General features: G+C 65.2%; 20 protein-coding genes, 4 tRNA genes and 1 CRISPR repeat array. Of the genes, 17 read left to right on the top strand and 7 right to left on the bottom strand.

Annotated features, from left to right (window positions below; all coding sequences use genetic code 11):
* Window positions 1–3 precede the first annotated feature (3 nt).
* From QQS52_RS02945 to cas9, 4 genes are all read right to left on the bottom strand, one after another.
* Window positions 4–972, bottom strand: coding sequence for a 1,4-dihydroxy-2-naphthoyl-CoA synthase (locus QQS52_RS02945; RefSeq protein WP_472772493.1), 969 nt, complete (start codon window positions 970–972; stop codon window positions 4–6).
* Window positions 973–1287: 315 nt separating this feature from the next.
* Window positions 1288–1707: direct repeats of the CRISPR family, unit length 36 nt; unit sequence GCTGGGGTTCAGTTCTCGAAATCCCTGATAGACTTC.
* A gap of 51 nt (window positions 1708–1758) precedes the next feature.
* Window positions 1759–2088, bottom strand: coding sequence for a CRISPR-associated endonuclease Cas2 (gene cas2, locus QQS52_RS02940; RefSeq protein WP_472772492.1), 330 nt, complete (start codon window positions 2086–2088; stop codon window positions 1759–1761).
* Window positions 2069–2989: a type II CRISPR-associated endonuclease Cas1 gene (gene cas1 / locus QQS52_RS02935; RefSeq protein WP_472772491.1), complete on the bottom strand. Its 921-nt coding sequence runs from the start codon at window positions 2987–2989 to the stop codon at window positions 2069–2071. Before cas1 ends, cas2 begins: the two co-directional genes overlap by 20 nt.
* Before the next feature lie 2 nt (window positions 2990–2991).
* A complete protein-coding gene (gene cas9 / locus QQS52_RS02930; protein WP_472772490.1) occupies window positions 2992–6315 on the bottom strand; it encodes a type II CRISPR RNA-guided endonuclease Cas9 in 3324 nt (1107 codons plus the stop codon).
* Window positions 6316–6565: 250 nt separating this feature from the next.
* On the opposite strand from cas9, the gene QQS52_RS02925 reads away from it, so the two are divergent.
* The 7 genes from QQS52_RS02925 (at window position 6566) to QQS52_RS02895 (ending at window position 14868) form a co-directional block, all read left to right on the top strand.
* Entirely contained in the window at window positions 6566–7591 is a 1026-nt protein-coding gene (locus QQS52_RS02925) for an o-succinylbenzoate synthase (protein WP_472772489.1), read from the top strand.
* Between the two features lie 57 nt (window positions 7592–7648).
* Window positions 7649–10057: an excinuclease ABC subunit UvrA gene (locus QQS52_RS02920; RefSeq protein WP_472772488.1), complete on the top strand. Its 2409-nt coding sequence runs from the start codon at window positions 7649–7651 to the stop codon at window positions 10055–10057.
* Window positions 10058–10120: 63 nt separating this feature from the next.
* Entirely contained in the window at window positions 10121–10768 is a 648-nt protein-coding gene (locus QQS52_RS02915) for a hypothetical protein (RefSeq protein ID WP_472772487.1), read from the top strand.
* 21 nt (window positions 10769–10789) lie between these two features.
* On the top strand, window positions 10790–12451 hold the full coding sequence (gene menD / locus QQS52_RS02910; RefSeq protein WP_472772486.1) for a 2-succinyl-5-enolpyruvyl-6-hydroxy-3-cyclohexene-1-carboxylic-acid synthase: 1662 nt from the start codon (window positions 10790–10792) through the stop codon (window positions 12449–12451).
* A 13-nt stretch (window positions 12452–12464) separates the two neighbouring features.
* On the top strand, window positions 12465–12908 hold the full coding sequence (locus tag QQS52_RS02905; RefSeq protein ID WP_472772485.1) for a DUF3592 domain-containing protein: 444 nt from the start codon (window positions 12465–12467) through the stop codon (window positions 12906–12908).
* 56 nt (window positions 12909–12964) lie between these two features.
* Window positions 12965–14164, top strand: a complete 1200-nt coding sequence (locus QQS52_RS02900) for a glycosyltransferase family 4 protein (RefSeq protein ID WP_472772484.1) — start codon at window positions 12965–12967, stop codon at window positions 14162–14164.
* Window positions 14165–14175: 11 nt separating this feature from the next.
* Window positions 14176–14868 carry a demethylmenaquinone methyltransferase gene (locus tag QQS52_RS02895; RefSeq protein WP_368520745.1) on the top strand — a complete coding sequence of 231 codons (693 nt, stop codon included), beginning with the start codon at window positions 14176–14178 and terminating at the stop codon, window positions 14866–14868.
* A 4-nt stretch (window positions 14869–14872) separates the two neighbouring features.
* Here the strand turns inward: QQS52_RS02895 and QQS52_RS02890 are convergent, their stop codons facing one another.
* Window positions 14873–16135, bottom strand: coding sequence for a geranylgeranyl reductase family protein (locus QQS52_RS02890; RefSeq protein WP_472772483.1), 1263 nt, complete (start codon window positions 16133–16135; stop codon window positions 14873–14875).
* A 115-nt stretch (window positions 16136–16250) separates the two neighbouring features.
* Between QQS52_RS02890 and QQS52_RS02885 the strand changes: the two genes are divergently transcribed.
* Entirely contained in the window at window positions 16251–17267 is a 1017-nt protein-coding gene (locus tag QQS52_RS02885) for a polyprenyl synthetase family protein (RefSeq protein ID WP_472772482.1), read from the top strand.
* A 98-nt stretch (window positions 17268–17365) separates the two neighbouring features.
* Window positions 17366–17450: transfer RNA gene (locus QQS52_RS02880), tRNA-Tyr, on the top strand.
* Between the two features lie 72 nt (window positions 17451–17522).
* Here the strand turns inward: QQS52_RS02880 and QQS52_RS02875 are convergent.
* Window positions 17523–19529 carry a M3 family metallopeptidase gene (locus QQS52_RS02875; protein WP_472772548.1) on the bottom strand — a complete coding sequence of 669 codons (2007 nt, stop codon included), beginning with the start codon at window positions 19527–19529 and terminating at the stop codon, window positions 17523–17525.
* 518 nt (window positions 19530–20047) lie between these two features.
* Between QQS52_RS02875 and QQS52_RS02870 the strand changes: the two genes are divergently transcribed.
* The 8 genes from QQS52_RS02870 to QQS52_RS02835 all read left to right on the top strand — a co-directional run bounded on the left by QQS52_RS02870 (window position 20048) and on the right by QQS52_RS02835 (window position 24848).
* Window positions 20048–20120: transfer RNA gene (locus QQS52_RS02870), tRNA-Thr, on the top strand.
* A gap of 53 nt (window positions 20121–20173) precedes the next feature.
* A tRNA-Met gene (locus QQS52_RS02865) sits at window positions 20174–20245 on the top strand.
* A 123-nt stretch (window positions 20246–20368) separates the two neighbouring features.
* Window positions 20369–20444: transfer RNA gene (locus tag QQS52_RS02860), tRNA-Trp, on the top strand.
* A gap of 31 nt (window positions 20445–20475) precedes the next feature.
* On the top strand, window positions 20476–20808 hold the full coding sequence (secE, locus tag QQS52_RS02855; RefSeq protein WP_296206646.1) for a preprotein translocase subunit SecE: 333 nt from the start codon (window positions 20476–20478) through the stop codon (window positions 20806–20808).
* A 129-nt stretch (window positions 20809–20937) separates the two neighbouring features.
* Entirely contained in the window at window positions 20938–21879 is a 942-nt protein-coding gene (gene nusG / locus QQS52_RS02850; RefSeq protein ID WP_472772481.1) for a transcription termination/antitermination protein NusG, read from the top strand.
* Window positions 21880–22105: 226 nt separating this feature from the next.
* Complete coding sequence (gene rplK, locus QQS52_RS02845) at window positions 22106–22543, top strand: 50S ribosomal protein L11 (protein ID WP_070768167.1); 438 nt, start codon at window positions 22106–22108, stop codon at window positions 22541–22543.
* A gap of 79 nt (window positions 22544–22622) precedes the next feature.
* Entirely contained in the window at window positions 22623–23327 is a 705-nt protein-coding gene (gene rplA, locus QQS52_RS02840) for a 50S ribosomal protein L1 (RefSeq protein ID WP_472772480.1), read from the top strand.
* A 99-nt stretch (window positions 23328–23426) separates the two neighbouring features.
* The gene (locus QQS52_RS02835) at window positions 23427–24848 is read left to right on the top strand and encodes a phytoene desaturase family protein (protein ID WP_472772479.1); all 1422 of its coding nucleotides are present in this window, start codon (window positions 23427–23429) and stop codon (window positions 24846–24848) included.
* 7 nt (window positions 24849–24855) lie between these two features.
* On the opposite strand, the gene QQS52_RS02830 is transcribed toward QQS52_RS02835, so the two are convergent.
* Window positions 24856–26286: a cryptochrome/photolyase family protein gene (locus QQS52_RS02830; RefSeq protein ID WP_472772478.1), complete on the bottom strand. Its 1431-nt coding sequence runs from the start codon at window positions 26284–26286 to the stop codon at window positions 24856–24858.
* Window positions 26287–26576: the final 290 nt, after the last annotated feature.

Genomic DNA, 26576 nt, shown 5'->3' with positions numbered 1-26576 from the left:
CGGCTAGTAGTAGTAAGGGAAGTCGTCCCAGTTGGGCTCGCGCTTTTCGAGGAAGGCTTCCTTGCCCTCGACCGCCTCATCGGTCATATAGGCCAAGCGGGTTGCCTCCCCGGCGAAGACCTGCTGGCCCATCAGGCCGTCATCGGTCAGGTTAAACGCGAACTTCAACATGCGCTGCGCGGTGGGGGACTTCATATTGATTTCGCGGCCCATCTGGATTGCCGCGTCCTCGAGCTCGCCGTGATTGGCGACCTCGTTGACCGCGCCCATCTCGTACATCCGCTGGGCGTCGTAGGTCCGGCCCAGGAAGAAAATCTCGCGCGCATACTTCTGGCCCACCATCTTGGCCAGGTAGGCGGAACCAAAACCGGCGTCGAAGGATCCGACGTCCGCGTCAGTCTGCTTGAAGCGCGCCTCCTGGCGGCTGGCCACCGTCATATCGCAGACCACGTGCAGCGAGTGCCCGCCGCCGGCCGCCCAGCCGTTGACCACGGCGATAACCACCTTCGGCATGGTCCGAATCAGGCGCTGGACCTCCAGGATATGCAGGCGCCCGCCCTCGACCTTCTCGCGCGAGGTATCCACCGTGGACTCATCCGCCGTGGCGTCATCGTGCGCGTGCTCCGTGGCGTAGCGGTACCCGGAGCGGCCGCGAATGCGCTGGTCGCCGCCGGAACAAAATGCCCAGCCGCCGTCCTTCTGGCTGGGGCCGTTACCAGTCAGCAGCACCGTGCCCACGTCAGGTGTGCGCCGCGCGTGGTCCAGCACCTGGTACAGCTCATCCACCGTGTGCGGCCGGAAAGCGTTGCGCACCTCCGGCCGGTCAATCGCCACGCGCACAATCCCATCCGCCCGGCTATCCCCGCGCAGCCGGTGGTAGGTCACATCCGTCAAGTCCTCGAAGCCGGTAACCGGCGCCCACAGCTCCGCCTTGAACGGGTTGTCCGTGCTGTATTTCCTTTGCTCAGTCATGGTCTCGACTGTAGTCAATCCCGAGAGACAAAAGGTGTGCGGGCACCGCTCGAAACCTGGCTCCATGAAAGAGGGCCAGAAGAACTGAATTCCAAAAGGAAAGAAACCTGCAAGCGAACCAGAATGCCTCAAGTCTCACGGTTGACTTCACCAAGCCCTCAGGTGAGCTTGTAAACCTCAAGCTGCGAGGCAAATAGGCTCTGCCCCTCAAGGAATCTTGGGGCAACTTCTATTCTTAGAGGCCTCCTCACGTCAACGTCAGGTTCTCAACCCCTAATATGTTTCCTGTCCAAAGTCGGAGTGTGGCCCCCTCGGCTGGGGGTTCAGTTCTCAAAATCCCTGATAGACTTCCATGACTGGGTTGAGTACCAACCCACACGCTGGGGTTCAGTTCTCGAAATCCCTGATAGACTTCCGAGTGTCGCATGGGTGTTCTAAACTGAGCTGGGGTTCAGTTCTCGAAATCCCTGATAGACTTCTTGCTGCGTCCACTGAATTGGGATGGACGCTGGGGTTCAGTTCTCGAAATCCCTGATAGACTTCGCTCACCATAAGCAAACGCCGCCAAGCGGCTGGGGTTCAGTTCTCGAAATCCCTGATAGACTTCGCGCACCGTGCGATCCGTGCAAAAGAAAGCTGGGGTTCAGTTCTCGAAATCCCTGATAGACTTCTCGTGTCCCAGAGCTGGTCGTTGTTATAGCTGGGGTTCAGTTCTCGAAATCCCTGATAGACTTCAGGTGGGCGTGGAAAAGTCCATTTACCTGGGTCTATTTTGGCGATCGTTGGTTAAAAAATCACAAGTTGGCTAGGGATTGTATCTGCTGGGACCTCTTTTTCTTTCGAGAAACGGATGACTTTTGACCACTGGCTATCTGTCACCGACAAGATTCGGATATCTCCTCCAGAAGGTAGCTCGGTTTTTATTTGTTTAACCGTTGTGGCTACGCGAGAAGCTAGCGGGAAGTATTGGACATAGACGCTATACTGTGCACGGCAGAAACCAAGGTCCAAGAGGTGATTACGGAATCTGTTGGCGTCTCGAGTTTCCTTTTTCGTCTTGACTGGGAGATCAAACATTACGACGCACCACACTGGTTCACTGCCCTTCGCTGGCATCTAGGATTCCCTTCCATCTAGGTACCTGGAGAGACTCAACTTCGCCCTCGACGTACAACCCATAGTGCTGGGCGAATTCGTTGAATACCGTGGGCTGAGTCTTCCCGTCTTTGCTGAAGTTTCCCGTGATTCTGGTCGAAAGCATCTGTTTAGTACTTGGAGTTAAGTCCTCTTCCGGAGTTAATGCGCTGAACACAATCTGGTCAATCATTGGCCGGAAAGGCTCCATGAGATTATCGACTAGCGCGAAGGCGTTGCCGCGGCCGCGATGGAAGAGGCCGAGTGTCCCCGCGAGACCGGCGCTTGTGATCGCTCGAATGCCGTATCCCCGGAGTAGGGTGTAGGCATAATCAAGCGCACTATTCCAACCTGTTTCGCCTGCTCCCGGCGTTCGAGAAAACTTTTGCCCATCGGAAATAAAGGACCAGTAAATTCGTGCAGCCCGTGCCTCGTGGTTATCGGGATCTCCGGAACGGACTCTGCCGGCAAGTTCATTGAGTCTTGGAGAAGGATGCCCCGTGATTGCTTCCGCAGTCCGGCTTTGGCCGTAAATCTTTGCTGAAATGACCCGTGCCCAGGCTTGTTTCTTCCGAGGAAGCGAAAGCTCTGCTTGACAGCGCTGGCGAATACCCACCCGCGTATGGTCATGCCACGGAATAGCGCCCGCTACTGGAACCTGGCGCCAATCGCACACAACTAACGAGATGTCGTATTCACTGAGCTTCATGATGACAGCTCCTGACACGCTGGCTTTCGAGCCGATAAGTACTACTGCTACTTGTGTGAGCGGGATGGCGACACCCGGATCTGCATCAGATTTTCGTACGAGTAATTGGCCACGCCTGTAGTGGAGTGAGCCTTCGAGACCAATGCAATCGATTACTCGCCATCCCGAGTTCATGGTTAGTCAGCCTTCCAGGTGACAGGGAGATGCGCAGAACTAGTTAACCGGGGCCTACCTAAGGAATCACGGCGAACAACGATCACGTTGCTATCGTGGAAAAGTTTATTTACTGCCGGTAGCCAACCAGGCCGATCAATGACCTTGTTTAGGCTGTCTGCTGCGTCCTTTTTCAGCCCCTCAGCGCTCATATGTAACGGACGAAGGCGAAGTCGAGCGTTTGAATAGAACCCATCTAATCGCCAGCGTCGGACTTGGCCTAATTCGCTCTGCATGTCGGCAATTTGTCCGGTGTTGAATTTGGACGTGTCGATGACGAGCTCGTCGTCGACCACAATCCAGCCTAGGTATTCGGCGGTTCCTTCGGCTAGTGCCTTACGTAGCTTGGGCTCGGACTGGCGTACAGACATGGTCTGCGGTTTGAGCTCGACGCTGAAGAGATCCTCGTTGCGGTGTCGGACCAAATCCGTGTTGTAGACGCGTAACATGCAGTACGCGTGCTTCTTTCCGCTCGGGACGCGGTAGATGCGCGCGTGGTGGAAACGGCTGAGCTCAGCGTAACCGCCGCGAACCTTGATAGCGCCCGCCCCAACGGGGAAGACCTCAATCGTGTCGTTGTCTTTAGCACTGAACCACGTCCCGTTGACGCGGATTCGACGCTCAGGATTAGCGGGCAGCCCCTCCTTGGGATCGAAGTCTGGTTCGCGGGTAAGAGCACACCAGAGCGCTTCCGTCGAGGCGCGGTCAATGTCGGTGATGCTGATTTCTGACCCGAGCGAGATTTTCTTCAGCTTGCCGATTGTGTCTTCGTGTGCGCGGCTGTTGCCCAAACGCAGTCGCAAGTTCGAGGTGACGACAACGCGATCTTCATCCAGCGCCTGCTGTAGTAGCGCAGCTAGCTTCTGCATGCGGGGCAGCCATTGGCGCCAAGCAGCGCGGTGCGCGTCATCACTGCCGGTGAATTCCTTCCACTGCTCAGCTTCGCCCGTGAGCTTTGCGGCTTCACGCTTGTTGCTGCGCAGTACGAGAGTTTCAGCCACATAGTTTTGCACGAAGGAGACCACTGCAGCGTCCACGGCATGGTGCCGGCGGTCCAAACGGGATTTGCCGGTTCCGTCGATAAACCGAAGCTTCCGAGAGATACCGGAGGCGCCACGAGCTTCAGCCGTGATCTGGCCGCGGTAAACGCTCACCGCGGTGTCGCTAGCAGCGTAGGTCTGCGCCACGCGGGCCCGGAGTTCGTTAGCCATCCAAGCGACGGATTCTATGGAGCGGTTGTCGATAGGTTCATCGACCGCCGTGCGCTTGAAACGTTGGCACACGCTGTCGCGGAACTTGTTGAAGTCACGCTTCGTCAGGCCGGAGTCTTCGACCCAGTGGCGGGTTCGTTCGAGTGCTTCCTTCACGCTGACGCCAGGAATGGAAGAAGATTCAGCCCATACTGCGAAGGGAACATTCTTCTTCGACAGGTTGCAGCGGTGGCAGACCGCCACGAGGTTGTCACGAGTGTTCGTCGAGCCCTCACCAGCGCGCGGGACGATATGGTCCATCTCGCAGTTGGTGTAGGTAATCGTGTCGCCGCAAAATGCACACTTGCAGTTTTGGCGTTGAACAGACTGGTACCGCCACAGGTCGGACTTTCGCGGTTTGCCCTCCATGCCGAGGTTTTCTTGCATCTTCGAGAGCAACTCGTAGTTGCGCTTCGTCCGTCGGTTAATGTCACGGTCAATTTCGATCGACTTGGCACGGCTGACAAAGCCATCGCGGACGTGCTCAATGACGACAGACTCGGGCGCACCCCATTCATCGGTAGCGGCATTGAGCCAACGCGCTACCGTCTTGAGGACGCGGTCTACAGCGGGGTTTCCTACCGGTTCACCGATCGACGGGGCAGGAGGAGCCCAACCTTCCGGAATACCGAACTCTTCGCGCTGAGCACGGTGGAGGTCGAGATTGTCCTCGAGCATGCGTCGGGTCAGGCGAACCAGAGTGTCCTCGCTGTAGGCAGCGCGTCCCATGGGTAGATGAAGTTGATCAAGCTTTTCGTGCTCAGTCTCCTCGAGCTCAGCGAAGAAAGCCTGGACCAGGGCGCCTTCGGCGGAATCCCAGTCATCCACCTCGGCATTGGACAAAGACTTCAGCATGGCTGCTCGCTCGGCGTCGTTTGCGCCCTTCCACCAGTTCGCCAAAGCTTTGACCTTGCTGGACAAGATAGTGCGATTGGTGTCGTGCACCGGAGGCTTCGCTCCTGCGCGTTCGCCGTCGTTGGTCATCGTCGCCGTACCCAGTAATTCACCGCGGTCGATTTGCAGGATCTCTGCGATGTCCAACCAGGAGGGAGTCTTTTTCGGATCCAGATTGACGAGGTAGTCAAAGACCAGCAGCTTTTGTTCCTTGGTTAGCTCGTCCTTGGACGAACCATTGCGGATGCGCAGGTTTCCGATGAGCGCGGCGATACGGTAGCGCTGGAAGGCGTCCGAAGCCTTGAGCGCACGATCTAGTTTGGGTTGTAGCGGGTCCTTGCCTACCCGGCCGACCTGCGCCCCCTTCGGGGACTCTGCCGCGAAAACGTGATTGATGAGCTCTTTTCGAAGAGCGTCATCAATCTTCTGGGTCTTGCAGATCTCGTTAATTTCGCGCGCGTGATCGACCTGTTGCAGGCGCGCAGAAATAACCGCGGTTTTCACCTCGTCACCCCGGCCGGCTTTCTCTTTGGCTTGGTCTTTCTTCTTCCCACCGCCACGGATGCGATCTACGCCAAGCTGCGCGAAGGAGATCAGCTGGGCAACAGTGGCGTTCGCGGGAATCTTCTTACCGGTCTTTGCCTCGAGCTCTTTGTGGATAGCTTCAAAGGCGTCGCTAGGTTCGCCAGGGGAGTAGAGGGAGACGGTCTTGACATACGGATTACGCCAGCCGCGGTGGTTGGCAATGTGGCGCATTGCGATGGACAGCTTCTCGCCCCGCTCAGCTTCGTCTGCGATGAAGCCGTTGGCTAGTTCGACGCGTGCTTTCCATGGCAGGTAGGGGTCGGAGTAGCTCTCGAAGGGGAGGGTAGTCCAGCCCTGCTTCTCGAGGAATTTCTCGAGTTTGATCATGCGGTGGCGTCGTCGACGGTACAGACGGCGCGTGCGTCGAGCTACGCCGGAGACCGCGAGACGGGTGACTGCGGTCTTCTGAGAATCGGGATCCAGGCCCGAGTCGTGGATGAACGACACAGCACTCAGGATTTCCGTGGGGAATCCGGCGTCGTCGATAGCAATGGCGGCGCAACCGACCGAGTAAGAGCCGACGTCGATGCCTACGCGGTATTTCTGGGGAGCTGTCATGGTAGGGGATAAGGCCTTTCGGGTAGTAAAAAGCCGATGCCCGAAGGCATCGGCTGGAGCAATCGGTACCGATAACGAGTCGGTCCTTACTGAGGTTCAATTCTCACTAAAGACTTTATGTCTAGACAGTTCATTTGGCAACACAAATTTTTGATATATTCACCACATTTTCTTCCCGTGTTTCCTTCCCCGGGCTTAGCGATGGCACCTGGCCAGTCGGCTGTTGTTCCCTGCCCAGTAGGCTGGGGACATGAATCTTGGTGATGTTTTAGACCGCGCTCACGTGGTCCAGCTGCCCATGGCGGTGAAGTTCCGTGGGGTGACCTGCCGGGAGGCTCTGCTCATTGACGGGCCGAAGGGCTGGGGTGAGTTCGCTCCCTTCCTGGAATACGGGCCGGAAGAATCCGCGCACTGGTTGCAGGCCGGTTTGGAGGCTGCCTACCAGGGCTTCCCGGTGCCGTTGCGGGAGACGGTTGAGGTCAACGGCACGATCCCGGCGGTGGCGACGGAGCAGGTTCCGGAGGTCATGCAGCGCTACCCGGGGTGCACCACCTTCAAGATTAAGGTGGCGGAAAAGGGACAGACCCTGGATGATGACATCGCGCGCGTGGCGGCCGTGCGCGAGCACGTCGCGGCCACGGGGGCCACGCCGGTGCTGCGCGTGGATGCCAACTGCGGCTGGACCGTGGACCAGGCGGTAGCGGCCGCGCAGCACCTCATGCCGCTTGATTACATGGAGCAGCCGTGCCAGACCGCGGAGGAACTAGCCGAGGTGCGCACCCAGCTCATGCGCCGCGGTATCTTCGTGCGCGTGGCCGCGGATGAGTCCATCCGCAAGGTCGAGGACCCGTTCCGCGTGGCCGAGCTGAAGGCCGCGGACGTGGCCGTAGTGAAGCCGGCGCCGCTGGGGGGCGTGCGCCGAGTGCTGAGCATCGCTAGCGAGCTGCGCGCTAGGCACATGGACATTACGGTGGCCTCCGCGCTGGATACTTCCGTCGGTATCAGCATGGGCCTGGCGGCCGTGGCGGCGCTGCCCAAGATTGCTGATGACGAGGACATTGACGTCGCCCCGGCCGCAGCGGGTCTGGCGACCGGCTCGTTGTTCCTCGAGGACGTCACCGCGCCCCGGGAAATCGTCGACGGGCACCTCAAAGTAGACGCCGCCGTCCCGGAGCCGGACCGCCTGGCCGCACTGGCCGCCCCGGCGGACCGCCGCGACTGGTGGTTCGAGCGCCTGCGCCAGGCCTGGGAGTTCGTGCCTGCCCAGGAAGACTAATAGGGGACTTGCGGTGGGCCGCGCTGCTGTTAGCTTTCTGGACGTAGGCTTGATTACATGGCGGAAGAAATGATTTCGGTCCGAGACGCCCACCTGCACAACCTGCGCCACGTCAACGTGGACTTGCCACGCGGCAGGTTGGTTGCGGTCACGGGGGTCTCCGGTTCGGGTAAGTCATCGCTGGCATTTGGCACCATCCACGGCGAGGGCCAGCGGCGGTACTTGGAGTCCGTGGCGCCGTTCGCCCGGCGGCTGATCGGCTCGGCCGTGGACCCGCAGGTCGAGTCCATCACTGGCCTGCCGCCCACGGTGGCGCTGCAGCAATCGACCTCCGGCGGCGGCGCGCGCTCCACCGTCGGGACGGTCTCCGCGATGGCGAATACGCTGCGACTGTTGTACTCCCGTGCCGGTAACAACCCGGAGGGGCTCTACTCGGATTCCTTTTCCCCGAACACCCCGGAGGGCATGTGCCCGACCTGCCAGGGCCAGGGCGTCGAACACGTCCCGACGGAGGCCTCCATGGTCCCGGATCCCACCTTGAGCATCGAGGACGGCGCCATCGCCGCTTGGCCGGGGGCGTGGGCCGGCAAGAATTTCCACGACATCCTGGAGGAACTGGGCTTCGACCTGGACAGCCCCTGGCAGGACCTGCCGGAAAAGGACCGGCAGTGGATCCTCTTCACCGACGAGCGGCCCGTCGTAACGGTCAAGCCACACCGCGGGGCCGACCAAATCCAGCGCAACTACCAGGGCACGTGGCGCTCTGTGGCCGGGTACCTGAACAAGACCCTGGCCGAGACCGAGTCGGACACCCTGCGCCGGCGCACCCTGTCCTTCATGGAATCGCGCAGCTGCCCCACCTGCCACGGCCGCCGGCTGAACCCGCGGGCACTCGAGGTCACCTACGCGGGCCGGCCCATCGATGCCACCAACGCGTTGCCGCTCGACCAGCTGCACGCCGAGCTGAGCGAGCGTGCTCCGGAAGAAAACTCGGCCGAGGACCTGCTGCTCAAGCAGCTGGTGCCGACGCTGGCCTCCGCGGTGGAACTGGGGCTGGGCCACCTCAGCCTGGATCGGCCCACCGCCACGCTGTCGGCCGGTGAGCTGCAGCGCCTGCGCCTGGCCGGGCAGCTACGCGCCGGGCTCTTTGGCGTGGCCTACGTGCTCGACGAGCCCTCGGCGGGCCTGCACCCGCAGGAGCGCGCCGCAGTGGCGCAGATGTGCCAGCGCTTCCTCGCCGAGGGAAACAGCGTCCTGCTGGTCGAGCACGACATGAACCTGGTGGCCCAGGCCGACTGGATAGTCGACGTCGGGCCGCAGGCCGGCAGCGGGGAGATTGTCTTCTCCGGCCCCGTGGACGAATTCATGGACCAGGTCGACTCGCCGACCGCGCGGGCGCTGCGCCACCGGAAACGCGAGCCGAAGAACGCCCCGCGCGAGGCCACCGGCCAGCTGGAGCTGCGCGGCGTCCAGGCCCGCAACATGGACGACCTCACCTTGAACATCGGCCTGGGCCAGTTCACCGTGGTCGCCGGGGTGTCGGGATCGGGCAAGTCCACGCTGGTCAGCACCGTTCTGGCCGGCAAGCTGCGCGAGGAACTCACCGCGGTGACGGACACCGAAGACGCCGGCGGGTGGTCCATCGACTCCGTTGACGGGCTCGACCAGCTCAAGCGCGTGGCGCAGATTACCCAGAAGCCCATCGGCCGCACGCCGCGCTCCACCCTGGCCACCTACACCGGCCTCTTCGACGCGGTCCGCAAGCTGTTTGCCGGCACCGACTACGCCCGCCAGCGCAAGTGGACGGTCAGCCGCTTTTCCTATAACACCAAGCAAGGCCAGTGCCCGACCTGCCAGGGCGCGGGCAAGATCGAGGTCGAGCTGGTCTTCCTCCCCGGCGCCTACACCACTTGCCCGGACTGCGGCGGGGCCCGCTACAACGCTAAGACCCTGGAGGCGACCTGGCGCGGGTACACCATCGCCGACATCCTGGCCCTGACCGTGGACCAGGCCAGCGAGGTCTTCGACGCTGATGATAAGGCCGAGGCCAAGGTGGCGCGTGCCATCGAGACCCTCCAGGCCGTCGGGCTGAGCTACCTGCAGCTGGGCCAGGGCGCGCCGGAGCTGTCCGGCGGCGAGGCCCAGCGCATCAAGCTGGCCACCGAGCTGCAGCGCTCCCGCAACGCGCGCCGCGGCCACACCATGTACCTACTGGACGAGCCCACCACGGGCCTGCACCCGCAGGACGCCGCGTTGCTGGGCGCCGAGCTCAACCGCCTCGTGGACGCCGGCAACAGCGTCGTAGTGGTGGAGCACGACCTGTCCTTTATCGCCCAGGCCGACCGCGTCGTGGAGATGGGCCCGGGCGCGGGCAGCCAGGGCGGGCAGATCGTGGCGGACGCCGCTCCGGCGAAGCTGGCGCAGCTGGATACCCCCACGAGCAAGGCCCTGCGCGCGGCCGTGTAACGGCTCCCGCCCGCCGGGGCGGGACTGTACTCGGCGCGCCCCGATCCGGTACTAATGGGAGTTATGCCTAATCGTTACGATAATTCCGACGACGAGACGCGCTATATCGGCCGCGTTCCTAACAGCGGCAACCAGCAGCCGCAGGGCGGCCAGCAGCGCCCGCGTCAGTATTTCCCGGGCGAATACGACCCGAACCAGCCCCAGACGCAGCAGTACCAGGCCGGCTACCAGCAGCCGGGCCAAGAAACCTACGCGGGGCAGCCCGGCTACCACCAGGATAACTACCAGGGTGGCTACCAAGATAACTACCAGGGCAATTACCAGCAGCCGGTCAGCGACTATGAGCCGCCGCGGGAGAAGAAGTCCGGCTCGGGCCTGGCTGGGGTCCTGGGTGCGCTGGCCGTCCTGGCGCTGGTGGCCGCCGGCGCGCTGTTCTTCCTATGGCGCAACGCCGCCAGTGAGGCGGACAAGCCCGCGCCGGAGCCGGTGACCGAGACAGTCACCCACACCACGCAGGAACCGACCACCGTCACCGAAACCGAGACCACCACGGATAGCTCCGGCGAGGGTAACCGCCTCCGGGACCGCGGCCGGGATCTGATCCCGTCGGAGGTGCCGGATGACCTGTTGCCGGAGAACACCGAAGACATGGATGTCGAGGGCTGGCTGCAGGATCTCTTCGGCGAAGGCGGAGCACTGGAAAACCAGTAGAGGCAGCTAGACTTAGCCACTATGACTGGCACGCAAGACAATTTCCCCGCCCGCGCGACCGACGCCACCGAGGTGGCGCGGGCAGTCGCAAGCGAACTAGCTAAACACCTCACCGACGTGGTCATCTGCCCGGGCTCCCGCAACGCGCCGCTGTCTTTGGCTCTCATCGCCCAGCCGGGCATCCGCGTCCACACCCGCCTGGACGAGCGCGCCGCCGCCTTCCTGGCGCTGGGCATGGCGCGCGTCCAGCGCCGTGCGGTCGGGGTCGTGATGACGTCCGGCACCGCGGTGGCGCACACGCTGCCGGCGATGATTGAAGCCTCCTACGCGCACCTGCCGCTGGCCGTGATTTCGGCCGACCGCCCCGCGCGCCTAGTCGGCACGGGTGCTTCCCAGACCATCGAGCAGCAGGGGATTTTCGGCCGCTACGCCGAGACTACCCAGGTCACCACGGTCGAAGACGCCGCCGACATCGGCGAGCGCTTCGCCCGCGACCGGCAGGTCCACATCAACGTCGCGCTGGACAACCCGCTGGTGGGCGGGCAGCTGCCGGAGCCGGGCGCTGCCCCGGCGAGCGCGCCGCGGGCATCGAGCGCGGGCTGGGTCGACCACGGCGCGGTGGAGATCGACTTGAGTCGCAATACCCTGGTCATCGCTGGCGACGAGGCCTGGGCCGTGGAGGGTCTGGAAGACGTGCCCACCATCGCCGAGCCCAGCGCCCCGGCGCCGTACCACCCCGTGCACCCGGCGGCGGCGCACATCTTCCGCCGCGCCCAGGTCAGCGCGAACGACTACGTTGTCAACACGAAGGTCGAGCAGGTCATCGTGGTTGGCCACCCGACCCTGCACCGCGCGGTGCTGGCGCTAATCAATGATCCGGACATCGAGCTAGTGACCCTCTCGCGCACCGCGGACTTCACCAACCCGCGCGGGGAGGGCGCCCGCCGCGGCACCCGCGTGAAGGTCACCGGCGAGGTCAGCCGCGAGTGGTACCGCATCTGCCAGGGCGCGGCCGAGGTCGGCGCCGAGGCGGTGCGCTCCGCGCTGGAGAACGAGGACTACGGCTTCACCGGCCTGCACGCGGCGGCCGCCGTCGCCGACACCCTGGCGGTGGGCGACTACTTCGTGGTGGGCGCTTCCAACCCGGTGCGGGACGCCTCCCTAGTGGGGCTGCCCTTCGACGGGGTGGAGACCTACTCGCAGCGCGGGGTCGCCGGCATCGACGGCACCGTGGCCCAGGCCGTCGGCATCGCGCTGGCCGGCCAGTCCCTGCACGCCGACCTGCCGCGGGCCCCGCGCACCGTGGCGCTTCTGGGGGACGTGACCTTCCTCCACGACGCCTCCTCGCTGCTCATCGGGCCGGATAACCCGCGCCCGGAAAACCTCACCATCGTGGTGGCCAACGACGACGGCGGCGGCATCTTCGAGACCCTGGAGGTCGGCCAGGAGGGCCTGCGTGGCTCCTTCGAGCAGGCCTTCGGCACCCCGCACGAGGCGGACATCGAGTCCCTGGTCCACGGTTACGGCGCCGACTACCGCCGCGCCGAGACCCCGCAGGAACTCCTCGACGTGCTGGCGGAGCTGAAGGAATACTCCGCCGGCGTGACCGTGGTCGAGGCCCGCACGACCCGGGAAACCCGCCGTGGCCTGAACGCGGCCATCCGTTCCCACGCCGGCGAATAGGTAGACCCACCCCATGCAGCAGAGACGCCACCGTCCCGCCATCCTGCGCCGGCGCGGCCGCCAGCTCATCCTAGGCGCCTACGCCGTGATGATCGTCGCCTCAATCGCGCTGGTGATAGGCCCCTGGCTCAACGACCGGGAGATCAATCAGAACCCGGGGCGGGCCCTGGCGACCGTCACGGACATCGACTGGCTGCGCACCACCGTCGACTTCCAGGACGAGTCCGGGCTCTACCACGCCCCGGAGACCGGGTTGCTCTACCCCTCCGGGCTGGGCGAGGGGCAGCGCGTGTGGGTGTCCTATTCCAGCGCCGACCCAGAGCTGGTCAAGGTGGAGGGCCGCGAGTGGACCCTCTCAGTCATCCCGGCGCTGTCCGTGTGGGCCGTGTCCACGGCAGCGGCTGCCGTATTGTGGTGGTTGTTAAACCGGGCAACCCGGGGTGTTAATAAAAATTAACCTCAAGTTCGCGCCGGGGCCACCAGCGGTTGAGTTTGATGAACAAGGATGAGCGTATGCGAGTAGCCATTGTTGCGGAATCTTTCCTCCCGAACGTCAACGGCGTTACCAACTCGGTCCTGCGCGTGCTCGAGCACTTGCACGCCAACGGGCACGAGGCCCTGGTGGTCGCGCCGGGCGCGCGGGACGGCCAGGAAGAAATCGCAGACTACCTGGGTTTCCGCATCCGCCGCGTGCCCACCGTGCGGGTGCCGCTGGTGGACTCCCTGCCCGTCGGCGTGCCGACCACGGAGGTGCTCGGCAGCCTGCGTGAGTTCCAGCCGGACATCATCCACCTGGCCAGCCCCTTCGTCCTGGGCGCGGCCGGGGCTTTCTCCGCCCGGCAGCTGCGCATCCCGGCCGTGGCGCTTTACCAGACGGACGTGGCCGGCTTTGCCACCAAGTACCACGCCTCCGCCCTGGCGCACGGCGTGTGGGAGTGGCTACGGATCATCCACAACTCCTGCCAGATGACCCTGGCGCCGTCCACGCCCACCATCGAGGACCTGGAAAAGCACAACGTGCGCAACGTCCGCCGCTGGGGCCGCGGCGTGGACGCGGAACTGTTCCATCCCTCTAAGCGGGATGAGAAGCTGCGCCGCAGCTGGGATGCCAGCGGCAAGAAGAACATTGTCGGCTTCGTGGGCCGCCTGGCCGCCGAAAAGGGCGTGCACCGGCTCAGCGCGCTCAACGATCGGGACGATATACAGCTGGTCATCGTGGGCGATGGCCCGGAACGCCCCCTGCTGGAGGCCCAGCTGCCCACTGCGGTCTTCACCGGTGCCCTGAAGGGCGAGGAGCTGGCGCGCGCCTACGCGAGCCTCGACCTGTTCGTCCACGCCGGCGAGTTCGAGACCTTCTGCCAGTCCATCCAGGAGGCCCAGGCCTCCGGCGTGCCGACCATCGGCCCGCGCGCGGGCGGCCCGGTCGACCTCATCGACGAGGGCTACAACGGCCTCCTGCTGGACGTGGACACCTTCATCGAGGACTTGCCGCGCGCGGCCGAAGCCCTGCTCAACCCGCAGATCCACGCCGAGATATGCGCCAATGCCCGGGAGTCCATCCGCACCAAGACGTGGGAGGGGCTGTGTGAGCAGCTCATGGGCTACTACGCCGAGGTGCTGGAGGAGACCCGCCGGGTGCCGCTGACCATCCTGGGGCAGCGCCCGGAGCTGCCGCGTTGGGCCGCGCGGGCCCTCGGCGCCCGAGTGGCCTAGACTAGACAGCCGTGGCTAAGGCAAATCTGGACAAGCAACCCTTCGACGTCGCGCACATGTTTGACGCGGTCGGGGAGAAATACGATCTGACCAACACGGTCCTGTCCTTCGGGCAGGACGCCGGTTGGCGCAAGCGCACCCGCGAGCGCCTCAACCTGCAGCCGGGGGAGAAGGTCCTCGACCTGGCCGCCGGAACCGCAGTCTCCACCGTGGAGCTATCCAAGTCCGGCGCCTGGTGCGTGGCGTGCGACTTTTCCCGCGGCATGCTGGCCGCCGGCCGCGACCGCAACGTGCCCAAGGTGGCCGGCGACGGCATGCAGCTGCCGTTCGCGGACAACACCTTCGACGCGGTGACCATCTCCTACGGCCTGCGCAACATCCACGACTTCGAGCTGGGCCTGCGGGAGATGGCGCGCGTGACCAAGCCCGGCGGTCGCCTGGCGGTCGCGGAGTTCTCCAAGCCCGTGGTGCCGGTCTTTGGCACGGTCTACAAGGAATACCTGACCCGCCTGCTGCCGCCTATCGCCCGCGTGGTCTCCTCCAACCCGGAGGCCTATATCTACCTGGCAGAATCCATCCGCGCCTGGCCGGACCAGGAGGAGCTGGCCCAGGCCATCAACGCCAACGGCTGGTCTAACGCCGGCTGGCAGAACCTCACGCTCGGCATCGTGGCGCTGCACTCGGCCACCAAGCCGGAGGAATAACTCTTTAAGCCGCGTCCCAGAGCGGGGAGCCGCGCCGGGCGCTGGAAATGGTGTGGCCGGCTAGCCGCCAGGCGCGGGCGATGAGATCGCGGTCCTGCTCGGTGACCAGGTTGCCCATCAGGCGTGCGGCCGCCGGCATGAGGGCCCGGCCCACCGGCCCGCGCAGGCCCACCGGGCCGACCACGGGCAGGAACTGCGGGTAGGTCAGTAGGCGGGCGGCGGTGCGCGCCAGGACGAAGGCCTCGCCGTAATCCGCGCGCAGGCGGTCCGGCCAGGCCAGGGTGAAGTCCTTCGGGCCCAACATCTCCACCGCGCTGCGGGCGGTCTCCAGCCCGTAGTCGATGCCCTCGCCGTTGAGCGGGTTCACGCAGGCGGCCGCGTCTCCGATGAGCATCCAGTTGTTGCCCGCCACGTGGGAGACCGCCCCGCCCATGGGTAGCAGGGCCGAGGTCACCGCCTGGGTGGGGCCCAGCTGCCAGTCGGCGCGCTGCTGCTCGGCGTAGTGCTCCAGCAGCTTCTTGGTGTTGATCTTGGCCGGGCGCTTGTCCGTGGACAGCGCCCCGCAGCCCAGGTTGACCTGGCCGGACTCGGCCCCCAGCGGGAAGATCCAGCCGTAGCCGGGCTGGACGGTGCCGTCGTTGTCTTTGAGCTCCACGTGGGAGTGCATCCAGGGCTCGTCCGCAAACGGGCTGTCGCAGTAGGAGCGCGCGGCGATCCCGTAGACCTCCCCGCGGTGCCAGGTCCGGCCCAGCTGCTTGCCGAAGGTGGAGCGCACCCCGTCGGCCACGATGACCCAGCGCGGGCGCACCGTCTGCTCGCCCACCTGGAAAGACTCCACGCGGTTGCCGGCCAGCTGCGGATTGGTGGCCGGCGTGCCGAGCAGGGGAGTGGCGCCTGCGGCGACGGCGGTCTCGAAGACCAAGTTGTCGAAGTCGTGGCGCGGCAGGGCCGAGCCCTCCGCGCACGGGTACGTGCTTGGCCAGGGGGCGGTGACGTGTCCGCCATAGCCGTGCAGCTTCAGGCCAAGGTTGCGGTAGCCCGGGTTGACCGTGATGCCCAGCTGGTCCAGCTGGTGCATGGCCCGCGGGGTGAGCCCGTCGCCGCAGGTCTTGTCGCGGGGGAAGGAGGCGGCATCGACAAGCAGCGCCTCGTAGCCGGCGCGGGCGGCGTGGATGGCGGCGGCCGAACCGGCCGGCCCGGCGCCGATGACCGCCACGTCGCAAGTAAGTGGGGAAGATGCGGGGATGTGCTGAGTCTGTGCCGACATGCCCCCTATTGTCGCATGCGCGTTTGCCCGCCGACCCCTCGAGTATGTCTATAAATGAGTATTGGACTACGGTTGAGGGAGTTAAATTAGAGTATCGACCCCAAGGATCGCCTCCATGACCAACGGCCCGACATCGTCCCACGGCTCCTCGCAGTCCGTGGACTTGGGAGACCCCCAGCTGAACCAGCGCGTGGGGGCAGGCGTGGCAGCCGTCGAAGAATTGCTGCGCACTGAGATTACTCAGGGAGAGGATTTCGTCCACGAAAAGGCTCTCTACCTCGCGGAAGCCGGCGGCAAGCGCTTCCGCCCCGTCATGGCTTTGCTAGCCAGCGAATACGGCCCCGAGCCCGGCTCCGCCCGGGTGGTCAAGGCCGCCACCTCCGTGGAGATGGTGCACGTGGCCACTCTCTACCACGACGACGTCATGGACGAGGCCGAGCGCCGCCGCGGCGTGGAATCCGCCAACTCCCGCTGGGGCAACTCCGTGGCCATCCTGGCCGGCGACGCCCTGCTGGCGCACGCCTCCCGCCTGATGGGCCAGCTGGATACCCACACCGTCGAGCACTTCGCCGAGACCTTCCAGACCCTGGTCACCGGCCAGATGCGCGAGACCATTGGGGCGGGCGAGGCGAACGCCATCGAGCACTACCGCGCCGTCATCGAGGAAAAGACGGCGGTGCTCATCGCCTCCGCCGGCTACCTGGGCGCCTACCACTCCGGCGCCGCCCCGGAGCACGCGCAGGCGCTCAAGCGCATCGGCAGCGCCGTCGGCATGATCTTCCAGATCGTCGACGACATCATCGATATTTTCTCCGACCCGGAGGAATCCGGCAAGACCCCGGGCACCGACCTGCGCGAGGGCGTGTTCACCCTGCCGGTGCTCTACGCCTTGGAGGAAGACAGCCCCGCGGGCGAGCAGCTGCGCGAGCTGCTCACCGGGCCGCTGGAGGACGACGCCACGGTCGAGCGCGCCATCGACCTGCTGCGCCAGTCAGCCGGCCGGGAGAAAGCCTTGGAAGACGTGCGCTACTACCTGAACCAGGTGGATACCGAACTGGGCCGCCTGCCGGACAGCTCCGCCACCACGGCGCTGCGGCAGCTGGCCACCTACACCGTCAAGCGCGTGGGCTAAGCCTTACCCGCAAGACCCCAGCGAGATGGCCCCTTGCCTGCCGATTTGTGTCGGGCAGGGGGTTTCGTAGTAGAGTAACTACTCGCACCAAGGTGCACGCCAGGTTGCCCGAGCGGCCAAAGGGAGCGGACTGTAAATCCGCCGGCATTGCCTTCAGAAGTTCGAATCTTCTACCTGGCACCAACAACAACTCCCCTTCACTTTTCGTGAAGGGGAGTTTCCTTATGCCCGCAGTTTCGGGCCGAACCACACCACCTACCGGGAGCCGGCCAGCCCGAGCCGTTCAAGCAGCGGGCGGATGTCCTTGTCGTGCCCGCGCCACTGGCGGAAGGCGTCGGTGAAATCGCGGGAGGCGCCCGCGGACAGGATCTGCTCGCGGAAGGCCTGCCCGGCCTGCCGCAGGGACTCCGCGTCGCGGAAGAGCTCGAAGCCGTCGGCGTCGAGGGCCTCCGCCCACAGGTAGGAGTAGTAGCCCGCGGAGTAGCCGCCGGCGAAGATGTGGTTGAAATACGTCGAGCGGTAGCGCGGGGCGATCCCGGTCTCGCCCAGGCCCACCTTCGCCAGGGCCTCCTGTTCGAAGTCGGCGATGGCCTCCGGCGTGGCGACCAGCTTCCCAGCCTCGGTTGCCGGAAGGCTGTGCCAGGCCAGGTCGATGACGGCCGCAGCGAGGTATTCCACCGTGGCGAAGCCTTGACCGAACTCGCGGGCGCGGCCCAGTGCCTCCAGCGTCTTGTCGGGGATGGGCTCGCCGGTGTCCACGTGGAAGGCATACGCCTTCACTAGGCGGGGATCCAGCGCCCAGTTCTCATTGATCTGGCTGGGGAACTCCACCCAGTCCCGCGGCACGTTCGTGCCGGAGAAGGTCGGGTAGCGCACGTCGGAGAGCAGGCCGTGGAGGGCGTGGCCGAACTCGTGGAAGACGGTGTGCAGCTCGTCCTGGCTCAGCAGCACCGGTTGGCCCGCCGGCGGCTTGGACAGGTTCATGACGTTGACTACCACCGGGCGGGTGCCCAGCAGGCGGGACTGCTCCACAAACGTGCTCATCCAGGCCCCGCCGCGCTTGGAGGGGCGGGTGAAGTAGTCCGTCAGCAGCAGGCCCAGGCCGGTGCCGTCGGCATCCACGACCTCCCAGACGTCCACATCCGGGGCGTAGCCGCCTAAGTCCGGGCGCGGGTGGACCGTGAGCCCATAGAGCATGTGCGCGACCTGGAAGACCCCGTCGCGTAAGACTCGGTCGAGCGGGAAGTACTTGCGTAGCTCCTCTTCGTCGAGGGCGTAGTCCCGCTCGCGGACCCGGGACTGCCAGTAGGGCCAGTCCGCGGGGCCGAAGTCCGCGTCGTGGAAGCCGGCCTCCTCGCTTAACAGCTTGCCCTCGGCGGCGGCGTTGGCCGCGGCCGCCGGCGCCAGGTCCGCCAGCAGCTGCCGGGCCGCGGCCGCGGTACCCGCGGTCTCCTCCGCGATGACGTAGTCCGCGTGCGTGGCATAGCCCAAAAGCTCCGCGCGCCGGGCGCGCAGCCGCACCATCTCGGTCAGCACCGCGCCATTGGATTCCGCGCCGCGTTGCTGGGAGGCCTCCCAGAGCTTAAACCGGGACTCTGGGTCCTCCAGGCGCGCCTGCTCTGCCTGCTGGGTGGGCAGCTCCAGCGGCAGTACGAAGCCGGTGCGGCCGGCCTGGGCGGCGTAGTTCCGGGCTGCGGCGACGCGCTCTTCCGGCAGGCCGCGCAGCTCCTCGGCGCTGTCGAAGCCCACGGCCCGGCGTTTGGTGTCGTCCAGCAGGTGGCGGCCGAATTCCTCCGACAGCGCGGACAGGCGCTGGTTCAGGCGGGTTAGCTCCTCCTTGCCGGCGGCGTCCAGGTCTGCGCCGCGGCGGGCGAAAGACCGCAGGAGGTAGTCCAGCAGCCGCTGGGACTCGGGATCCTCCGGCGCGGTGACCGCCTTAAGCCGGGCGTAGAGATCCTCGTTCTGGTAGACGGCGTTGAAGTGGGCAGAAAGCTCCGGAAATACCTCGCCGGCCAGCTCCTGCATCTCCGGCGTGGAGTCCGTGCCCAGCAGGTTCGCGAAGTAGCTGACCACCCGCTCGAGGTCGCGGCCGGAGCGCTCCAGCGCTTCTACCGTGTTCTGCCAGCTGGGCTCCGACGCGGCGATAGCGGCCACTTCCGCGTCGTGGCGGCGCAGCGCCTCGTCGAAGGCCGGGCGCACGTGCGCAAAAGAAATCGCGGCGAAGTCCGGCAGCTGGTAATCCAGCTTCGAGGGCACAAGCAGCGGGTTGGCAGCTAGCTCCGCGTTCCCCGCGGCATCCGCGGTTCGAACCTGGGCCGTGGAGCCAGATTCGGCTGGGCGGGACGGTTGGTGGGACACAATCTTTCCTTTCTGAGGCGGCGGGGCGGCTAGCGGCCTTGGGGGCTGGCACAGCGCCGGGGACGAGGGCCGGCGCTGCAGCCGCAACGTCAAGGCCACCACGCTACGCCTGGCACTAGGGCAGGGGTGCTAAAATACATCAAAGCTAGCAGGACTGTGACCCACGCTACACGAACTTCGGGGTGTCACTTGATGTCGCGGCGCGCGCTGGGCGGTGCAGGGATTTCCGGGGCGCGCCTTGGTCCGGGGTCAGCAGTGGCCGGAAGAAGAACGCAACCAAGGCGAAAACGGCCGTGTTTCAAAGCGCTAAAAATGTGGTCTGTACTGCCGATTTGTGAAAGTTTTAGGAATCGGGTTATTGTTATCAAGGCTTCAACGCGAGAGGGGCGGTAAGAATTACCGCTTATCTTTAACGAGGCTGTGCCCCCTTAGCTCAGTCGGCAGAGCGTTTCCATGGTAAGGAAAAGGTCGACAGTTCGATTCTGTCAGGGGGCTCTGTTCGTTTCTAGGGTATTATCCAACAGTGCCCTTTAAGGAAGCGGTCACTTGGCGGTGTAGCTCAGTGGTAGAGCAAGCGACTCATAATCGCTGTGTCGCGAGTTCAATTCTCGCCATCGCTACCGGGAACAAAAAGCGCCCTCGGGCGCTTTTTTATTACCGATCTCCACCGAAAATGAGGGCGGTTTATTTATTAACCGGTACTCTGGTAGGGTAGTCCGTGCTGTTTTAAACGCAGTACGCCTAGGGGCGTGGCGCAATTGGTAGCGCAACGGTCTCCAAAACCGTAGGTTGCAGGTTCGAGTCCTGTCGCCCCTGCCAAACTTATTTTCTAGCGAGGAGTTCAGACGTCGTGAGCGATAATCAGCGTCCAGATGCTGGCGCACAGCGCCCCACCGGTAAGCGTCAACGCTCCGGCGCCTCCACCACCTCCTCCGCAGACTACGCCAAGAAGCATGGCGGCCAGGTCGCTACCGCCAGCCCGCAAGATGAAAAGCCGGGCAATGGTGTGGCTTCCTTCCTTCCTGAGGTTGTTACCGAGGTCAAGAAGGTCGTCTGGCCGACCGGCAAGGAAATGGTCCAGTACACCCTGGTGACCTTCGGCTTCCTGATCGTGCTGACCGCTCTGGTCTGGAGTGTCGACACGCTGACCGGCCTCGGAGTTGAGTGGGTACTGACTCCTTAGTACACTAGGTAAACAGCAAGCTAGAAAGCTTAGTCCCGCCGCTTCCCGATGATGGGGAGGGCGGGATAATTTATTAGCCCACCGCCTATAATCGGTGGCACGCGAAACCCCAAGGTGAGGAAGAATCCAGTGAGCGAAGACAACAACCTCGAGAACTCCGTCGAGTCGGCCCTGTTGGAAAGCATCCAGGACAAGGCTGCCGACGCCGCCGAGAGCGCTGAGAACGCCGAGGGCGTCGAGGCTGCCGAGAACGCGGACGCCGCCAACAACGCGGACGGCGCCGCTGCCGCCGAGGCCGGCGAAGGCGAGGCCCCGGCCGCTGCCGAGGAAGCTGCCGGTGAGGCCGAGTCTGCCGACGCCGCGCAGGCTGAGGGGCAGGCCGAGGAAGGCGCCGAGGGCGAAGAAGAGGTCGACCCGGAGGCGGACTACCGCCGCCGCCTGCGCGCCTTCACCTCCGAGCTGAAGAAGCGCGACGGCAAGTGGTACATCATTCAGTGCTACTCCGGCTACGAGAACAAGGTGAAGACCAACCTGGACATGCGCGCCCAGACCCTGGGCGTGGAGGACTCCATCTTCGAGGTCATCGTCCCGGTCGAGCAGGTGCTCGAGGCCAACAAGGACGGCAAGAAGAAGATCGTCAAGCGCAAGCTGCTGCCGGGCTACGTCCTGGTCCGCATGGAGCTCAACGACGCGGCCTGGTCCGTGGTCCGCGACACCCCGGGTGTTACTTCCTTCGTGGGCAACGAGGGCAACGCTACCGAGGTCAAGCCGCGCGAGGTTGCCAAGTTCCTGATGCCGAACGACACCGCCGCGAAGACCGGCGAGGCCGCCGCCAACGCCGCCGAGGGCGAGCAGGTCGTGGCCATGCCGGAGAAGGAAGCCAAGAAGAAGATCGCCCACGACTTCCAGGTCGGCGAGGCCGTGACCATCCTGTCCGGCCCGCTGGCGTCCGTGTCCGCGACCATCTCCGAGATCGACGAGGAGACCGGCAAGATGCAGGGCCTGGTCTCCATCTTTGGCCGCGAGACCCCGGTCGAGCTGTCGCCGACCGCTATCGAGCGCATCAACTAAAACTCACCCCAGTTTCCCGCCGGTGCGAAACGCCGGTGCGGAGACGAACTGGGATTTGGGTCTGACAGGGCCCGTCCCGTAATATTGACCGGCGTGTGTGGCCAAGTGCCGCATACGCCGTTATTCGTTCATCCCCGGTGGCCGAACCCGAAAGAGGGGAAGCATCCGGACGGCACCCGTTATTCATCGTGGCGGGCGTACCGGTAACTAGGAAAGAGGTAATTCGATGGCTAAGAAGAAGGTTTCTGGCTTCATCAAGCTGCAGATCGAGGCTGGCGCCGCTAACCCGGCCCCGCCGGTTGGCCCGGCACTGGGTGCCCACGGCGTCAACATCATGGAGTTCTGCAAGGCTTATAACGCCGCAACCGAGAACCAGCGCGGCAACATCGTGCCGGTGGAAATCACCGTCTACGAGGATCGTTCCTTCGACTTCAAGCTGAAGACCCCGCCGGCAGCGAAGCTGCTGATGAAGGCCGCCGGCATCAAGAAGGGCTCGGGCGTTCCGCACACCGACAAGGTTGGCTCTGTCACCTGGGATCAGTGCAAGGAAATCGCTCAGACCAAGTTCGAGGATCTGAACGCCCGCGACATTGAGAACGGCGCCCGCATCATCGCCGGTACCGCCCGCTCCATGGGCATCACCGTCGACGGCGCGCCGGCCTAAGAAACAACTGCATGTGGTAGGGCCAGCTCCGGCCCGCCAAAGACCACACCCCCTTTACTCAAGAAAAGGACTGCTAATAATGAGCACCAAATCCAAGGCTTACAAGGCCGCCGCGGAAAAGGTTGACTTTTCCCGCCTGTACCGTCCGCTAGAGGCCGCCAAGCTGGCCAAGGAGACCTCCTCCAAGAACTTCGACGCCACCGTCGACGTTGTCCTGCGCTTGGGCGTTGACCCGCGCAAGGCCGACCAGCTGGTCCGCGGCACCGTCTCTCTGCCGAACGGCACCGGCAAGGACGTCCGCGTGGCCGTCTTCGCCGAGGGCGAGAAGGCTACCGAGGCTGAGCAGGCTGGCGCCGACATCGTCGGCACCGAGCAGCTGCTCGAGGCCGTCAACGCCGGCAACCTGGACTTCGACGTAGCCATCGCCACCCCGGACCAGATGGCCAAGGTCGGCCGCGTGGCCCGCGTGCTGGGCCCGCGTGGTCTGATGCCGAACCCGAAGACCGGCACCGTGACCGCTGACGTGGCTAAGGCCATCTCCGAGGTTAAGGGCGGCAAGATCTCCTTCCGCGTGGACAAGGCTGCGAACCTGCACGCCATCCTGGGCAAGGCATCCTTCGATGCAGAGAAGCTGGCTGAGAACTACGGCGCCCTCATCGAGGAGCTCAACCGCCTGAAGCCGTCCGCTTCCAAGGGCGTCTACATGAAGAAGATCACCATCTCGACCACCAACGGTCCGGGCATCCCGGTGGATCCGTCCGTGCAGAAGAACTTCGCTGAGTAATTTCTAGCTAAGCCTTTTCACGGTCACGTAGATAAGCGCCTAACCCGTCCGCTCCTTCCGTTTCTGGGAGGCGGGCGGGTTTTGCTCTATCCTCGTCCTATGACACAAAAGCGCGCGGCGGTTGTAGGAGCAGGGCCGAACGGATTAACGGCGGCAGCGCGGCTGGCCCGGGCCGGCTGGGCGGTCACCGTCTTTGAGGCCCAGCCCACCCCGGGCGGGGCGGCGCGCTCCCTGCCCGGGGCGCTCGGGCGCGGCACCATCGTGGACTTCGGCGCAGCCGCGCACCCTTTCGGGCTCGTCTCCCCGGCGCTGCGCGAGCTCGGTTTTAACGACTGGGTGCACGCGCCGCTGCCGCTGGCCCACCCACTAGAGGGAAAGCCCGCCGCGCTGCTGCGGCCAGGGCTGAAAGAGACCGCCCGGGGGCTGGGCCGCGACTGTCAGCGCTGGGAGCTCATCCACCGGCCCATGGTCGAGGACCCCGAGCGCCACGCGGACAACATTCTGCGGCCGATGGCGGGGTGGCCCCTGCACCCGGTGGACCTAACCCGCTTCGGGCTGCGGGCGCCGTGGCCGGCGCAGGCGCTGAGCCAGATCTTCTTCCGGGAAGAACCGGCCCGAGTGTTGACGCTGGGCTCGGCCGCGCACGCGCTGTGCCCGCCGTCTCAGCCCTTGACGGTCAGCCTCGGCGTCCTTTTCAACGCCTTTGGCATGGCGGGCGGCTGGCCCGTGGCACGCGGCGGCACCCAGGCCATCATCGACCATCTGCTGGGGCGGCTGCGAGCGGGCGGCGGACAAGTGATCTGTGGGCAGCCCATCACGAGCATGGATCAGCTCGTCGACGCCGGCGGTCGGGCCGAGTGGGACGCGGTGGTCCTGGACCTTGCCCCACGCGGCGTGCTGGGTATCGCCGGGCTGCGCCTGCCGGGGCGGGTGACGGCCAGCCTGCGCGCGTGGCGCTACGGGCCCGGAGTGCACAAGGTGGACTACCGTTTGAGCGCCCCGGTGCCGTGGGCGGACCCGGCCGTGGGTGGTGCTGGCACGGTGCACGTGTGCGGCGGGGTGGACGATATCGAGCTGGCCGCGCGCCAGGTTGCCGCCGGGCAGCTGCCGCAGCGGCCTTTCGTGATGGTCTGCCAGCAGGCGGTGGCGGACCCCTCCCGCGGGCCCGTGTTGTGGGCCTACGCGCAGGTGCCCAACGGCTACCGCGAGGCCTACCCGGGCCAGGTCACCGAGCGCATCGAGGCCCAGATCGAGCGCTTCGCGCCCGGCTTCCGGGACGTCGTCGAGGCCCGGCGGGTCAGCTCACCCGCGCAGCTGGCCGCCGATGATGCGAACCTGGTGGGCGGGGACATCGCCGCCGGCGCGATGAGCGGGCTGCAAATGCTCGCCCGCCCGCGCCTGACTGCCCACCCTTACCGCCTGGCCGACGGGGCCTATATGTGCTCGGCGGCCACCCCACCCGGCGGCGGGGTCCACGGCATGGGCGGCTGGAACTGCGCTGGCCGGATCCTGGGCCGGTAGCGAGGGACTAGATATCGTCCGGCAGGCCGGCCTGCCGCGCCGGCACGGCAGCCTTGTTTGCGCCGGCCTTGATGTCGGAGTAGGCCGCGAGCGCGGCCTTGCGCGACTTCTGCAGATCCACGATAGGCTCAGGCCCCAGGGGAGTCAGGTCTTCCGGGGCCCAGCGGCCGACGTACTCGCCGTGCGGGTCGAAGCGCTCGGCCTGGGTGACCGGGTTGAAGATCCGGAAAAAGGGCGCGGCGTCGTCGCCGCAGCCGGCTATCCACTGCCAGCCGAAGGGATTGGAGGCCGGGTCCGCGTCTACCAAGGTATCCCAGAACCAAGCCTCGCCCGCGCGCCAGTGGAGGCCTAAGTTCTTGGTGAGGAAGGAGCCGACCACCATCCGCACCCGGTTGTGCATGTAGCCGGTCTGCCACAGCTCCTGCATGCCGGCGTCGACTAGGCCGATGCCGGTGGTGCCGGCCTTCCACGCGGCAATAAGCTCGGGTTCCTCCTCGGCGCTGGACCAGGCGAAGGAGTCGAACTGGCGGCGCACATTCACCGCGTGCAGCTCCGGCAGGTAGTAGAGGCGGTGCCAGGCGAAGTCGCGCCACAGCAGCTCGGTGAGGAACTTCTGCCCGTCGCCGGCCGGGGCCTGGTTGGTGGCCAGTAGCTCGCCGACTGTGGCCCAGACCTGGCGCGGGGATACCTCCCCGAAGCGCAGGTGGGGCGAGAGCCTCGAGGTTGCCTCCTCGGCCGGCTGGTCGCGGCTCGACTCGTAGCCGGCGATGCCCTCCAGGAAAGACTCCAGGCGCGCGCGGGCGCCGTCCTCGCCCGGGGCCCAGGTTTCCCGCAGCCCGCCCGCCCAGTGCGGGTCGGCCGGCTCGCTCATCGGCTGCCGGGCGAAGCCCACGGCGCCGGCATGATTGGGGATGTCGTCCACGCCGGCGCCGCGCAGCTGGGGGACCGGCAGGGGAGCGTCGTCGCGGACCTGGTCGCGGGCGGCCTTCGAGAACGGGGTGAAGACCTGGTAGGGCTTGCCGCTGCGATTGGTGACCTCCCACGGCTCCACCAGGGTGTGGCCCGGGTGCGAGGCGACCTTAATGCCGCGGGCCTGGAGCTCGGACTTGACCGCGGCGTCAACCTCCCGCCAGGGCTTGTGGTAGCGGCGGGACCAGGCCACCGCGTCGATGCCCAGGTCGGCCACGAGGCGGGGGATAAGCTCGCGGGCATCGCCGGCCGCACGCAGCAGCGGCACGCCGTGGGCATCCAGGGAACGCGCCAGCCGCGCCAGGGAGACTTCGCGCCACCAACCCGCCGCCGCGCCCAGCGGACGGGCGGGGTAGGTAGCCGGCTCGTCTAGGACCATCGCGACCACGGGGCCGCGCTCGTTGGCCCAGTCCAGCGCCCGGTTATCGAGAAGGCGAAGATCGTCGCGAAACCACATCAGGCTAGTCATGGGCCAAGCCTACCAACGCCGTCCGCGCAGACGATTTTTTAAATCTGTAGGCCGGGTGCTAGGGTATACAGCGAAGTTTGAACGGGAGGTTTCCCGAGCTCAAGTTTCACCGAAGACCGTTGGTCACCTTCTTGTTGGAAGGTCGAAGGTTTCCCATCCACGGGAACGGCCCACGCAGGAGACACTTGTGCATCACATCCTATGTGTGCGCCCTGTGCTCTTGCACGGGGCTTTTTTGATGCGACGACCGGGCGAGTTAAAGCCCGCCCGGGGCAAGCTAGAAAAAGCTC

The organism is Corynebacterium sp. 1103A, from assembly GCF_055700955.1.
Note: the sequence above shows the minus strand (reverse complement) of the source record. Positions and strands in the feature narration are given on the sequence as shown.

Excerpts from the sequence above, each read along its gene's own strand:
- QQS52_RS02945 (WP_472772493.1), bottom strand. The coding sequence starts at position 972 with ATGACTGAGCAAAGGAAATACAGCACGGACAACCCGTTCAAGGCGGAG.
- cas9 (WP_472772490.1), bottom strand. The coding sequence starts at position 6,315 with ATGACAGCTCCCCAGAAATACCGCGTAGGCATCGACGTCGGCTCTTAC.
- QQS52_RS02830 (WP_472772478.1), bottom strand. The coding sequence starts at position 26,286 with ATGACTAGCCTGATGTGGTTTCGCGACGATCTTCGCCTTCTCGATAAC.
- QQS52_RS02900 (WP_472772484.1), top strand. The coding sequence starts at position 12,965 with ATGCGAGTAGCCATTGTTGCGGAATCTTTCCTCCCGAACGTCAACGGC.
- QQS52_RS02885 (WP_472772482.1), top strand. The coding sequence starts at position 16,251 with ATGACCAACGGCCCGACATCGTCCCACGGCTCCTCGCAGTCCGTGGAC.
- cas2 (WP_472772492.1), bottom strand. The coding sequence starts at position 2,088 with ATGCCAGCGAAGGGCAGTGAACCAGTGTGGTGCGTCGTAATGTTTGAT.
- menD (WP_472772486.1), top strand. The coding sequence starts at position 10,790 with ATGACTGGCACGCAAGACAATTTCCCCGCCCGCGCGACCGACGCCACC.
- QQS52_RS02915 (WP_472772487.1), top strand. The coding sequence starts at position 10,121 with ATGCCTAATCGTTACGATAATTCCGACGACGAGACGCGCTATATCGGC.
- QQS52_RS02890 (WP_472772483.1), bottom strand. The coding sequence starts at position 16,135 with ATGTCGGCACAGACTCAGCACATCCCCGCATCTTCCCCACTTACTTGC.
- cas1 (WP_472772491.1), bottom strand. The coding sequence starts at position 2,989 with ATGAACTCGGGATGGCGAGTAATCGATTGCATTGGTCTCGAAGGCTCA.
- QQS52_RS02835 (WP_472772479.1), top strand. The coding sequence starts at position 23,427 with ATGACACAAAAGCGCGCGGCGGTTGTAGGAGCAGGGCCGAACGGATTA.
- QQS52_RS02925 (WP_472772489.1), top strand. The coding sequence starts at position 6,566 with ATGAATCTTGGTGATGTTTTAGACCGCGCTCACGTGGTCCAGCTGCCC.
- QQS52_RS02920 (WP_472772488.1), top strand. The coding sequence starts at position 7,649 with ATGGCGGAAGAAATGATTTCGGTCCGAGACGCCCACCTGCACAACCTG.
- rplA (WP_472772480.1), top strand. The coding sequence starts at position 22,623 with ATGAGCACCAAATCCAAGGCTTACAAGGCCGCCGCGGAAAAGGTTGAC.
- rplK (WP_070768167.1), top strand. The coding sequence starts at position 22,106 with ATGGCTAAGAAGAAGGTTTCTGGCTTCATCAAGCTGCAGATCGAGGCT.
- QQS52_RS02905 (WP_472772485.1), top strand. The coding sequence starts at position 12,465 with ATGCAGCAGAGACGCCACCGTCCCGCCATCCTGCGCCGGCGCGGCCGC.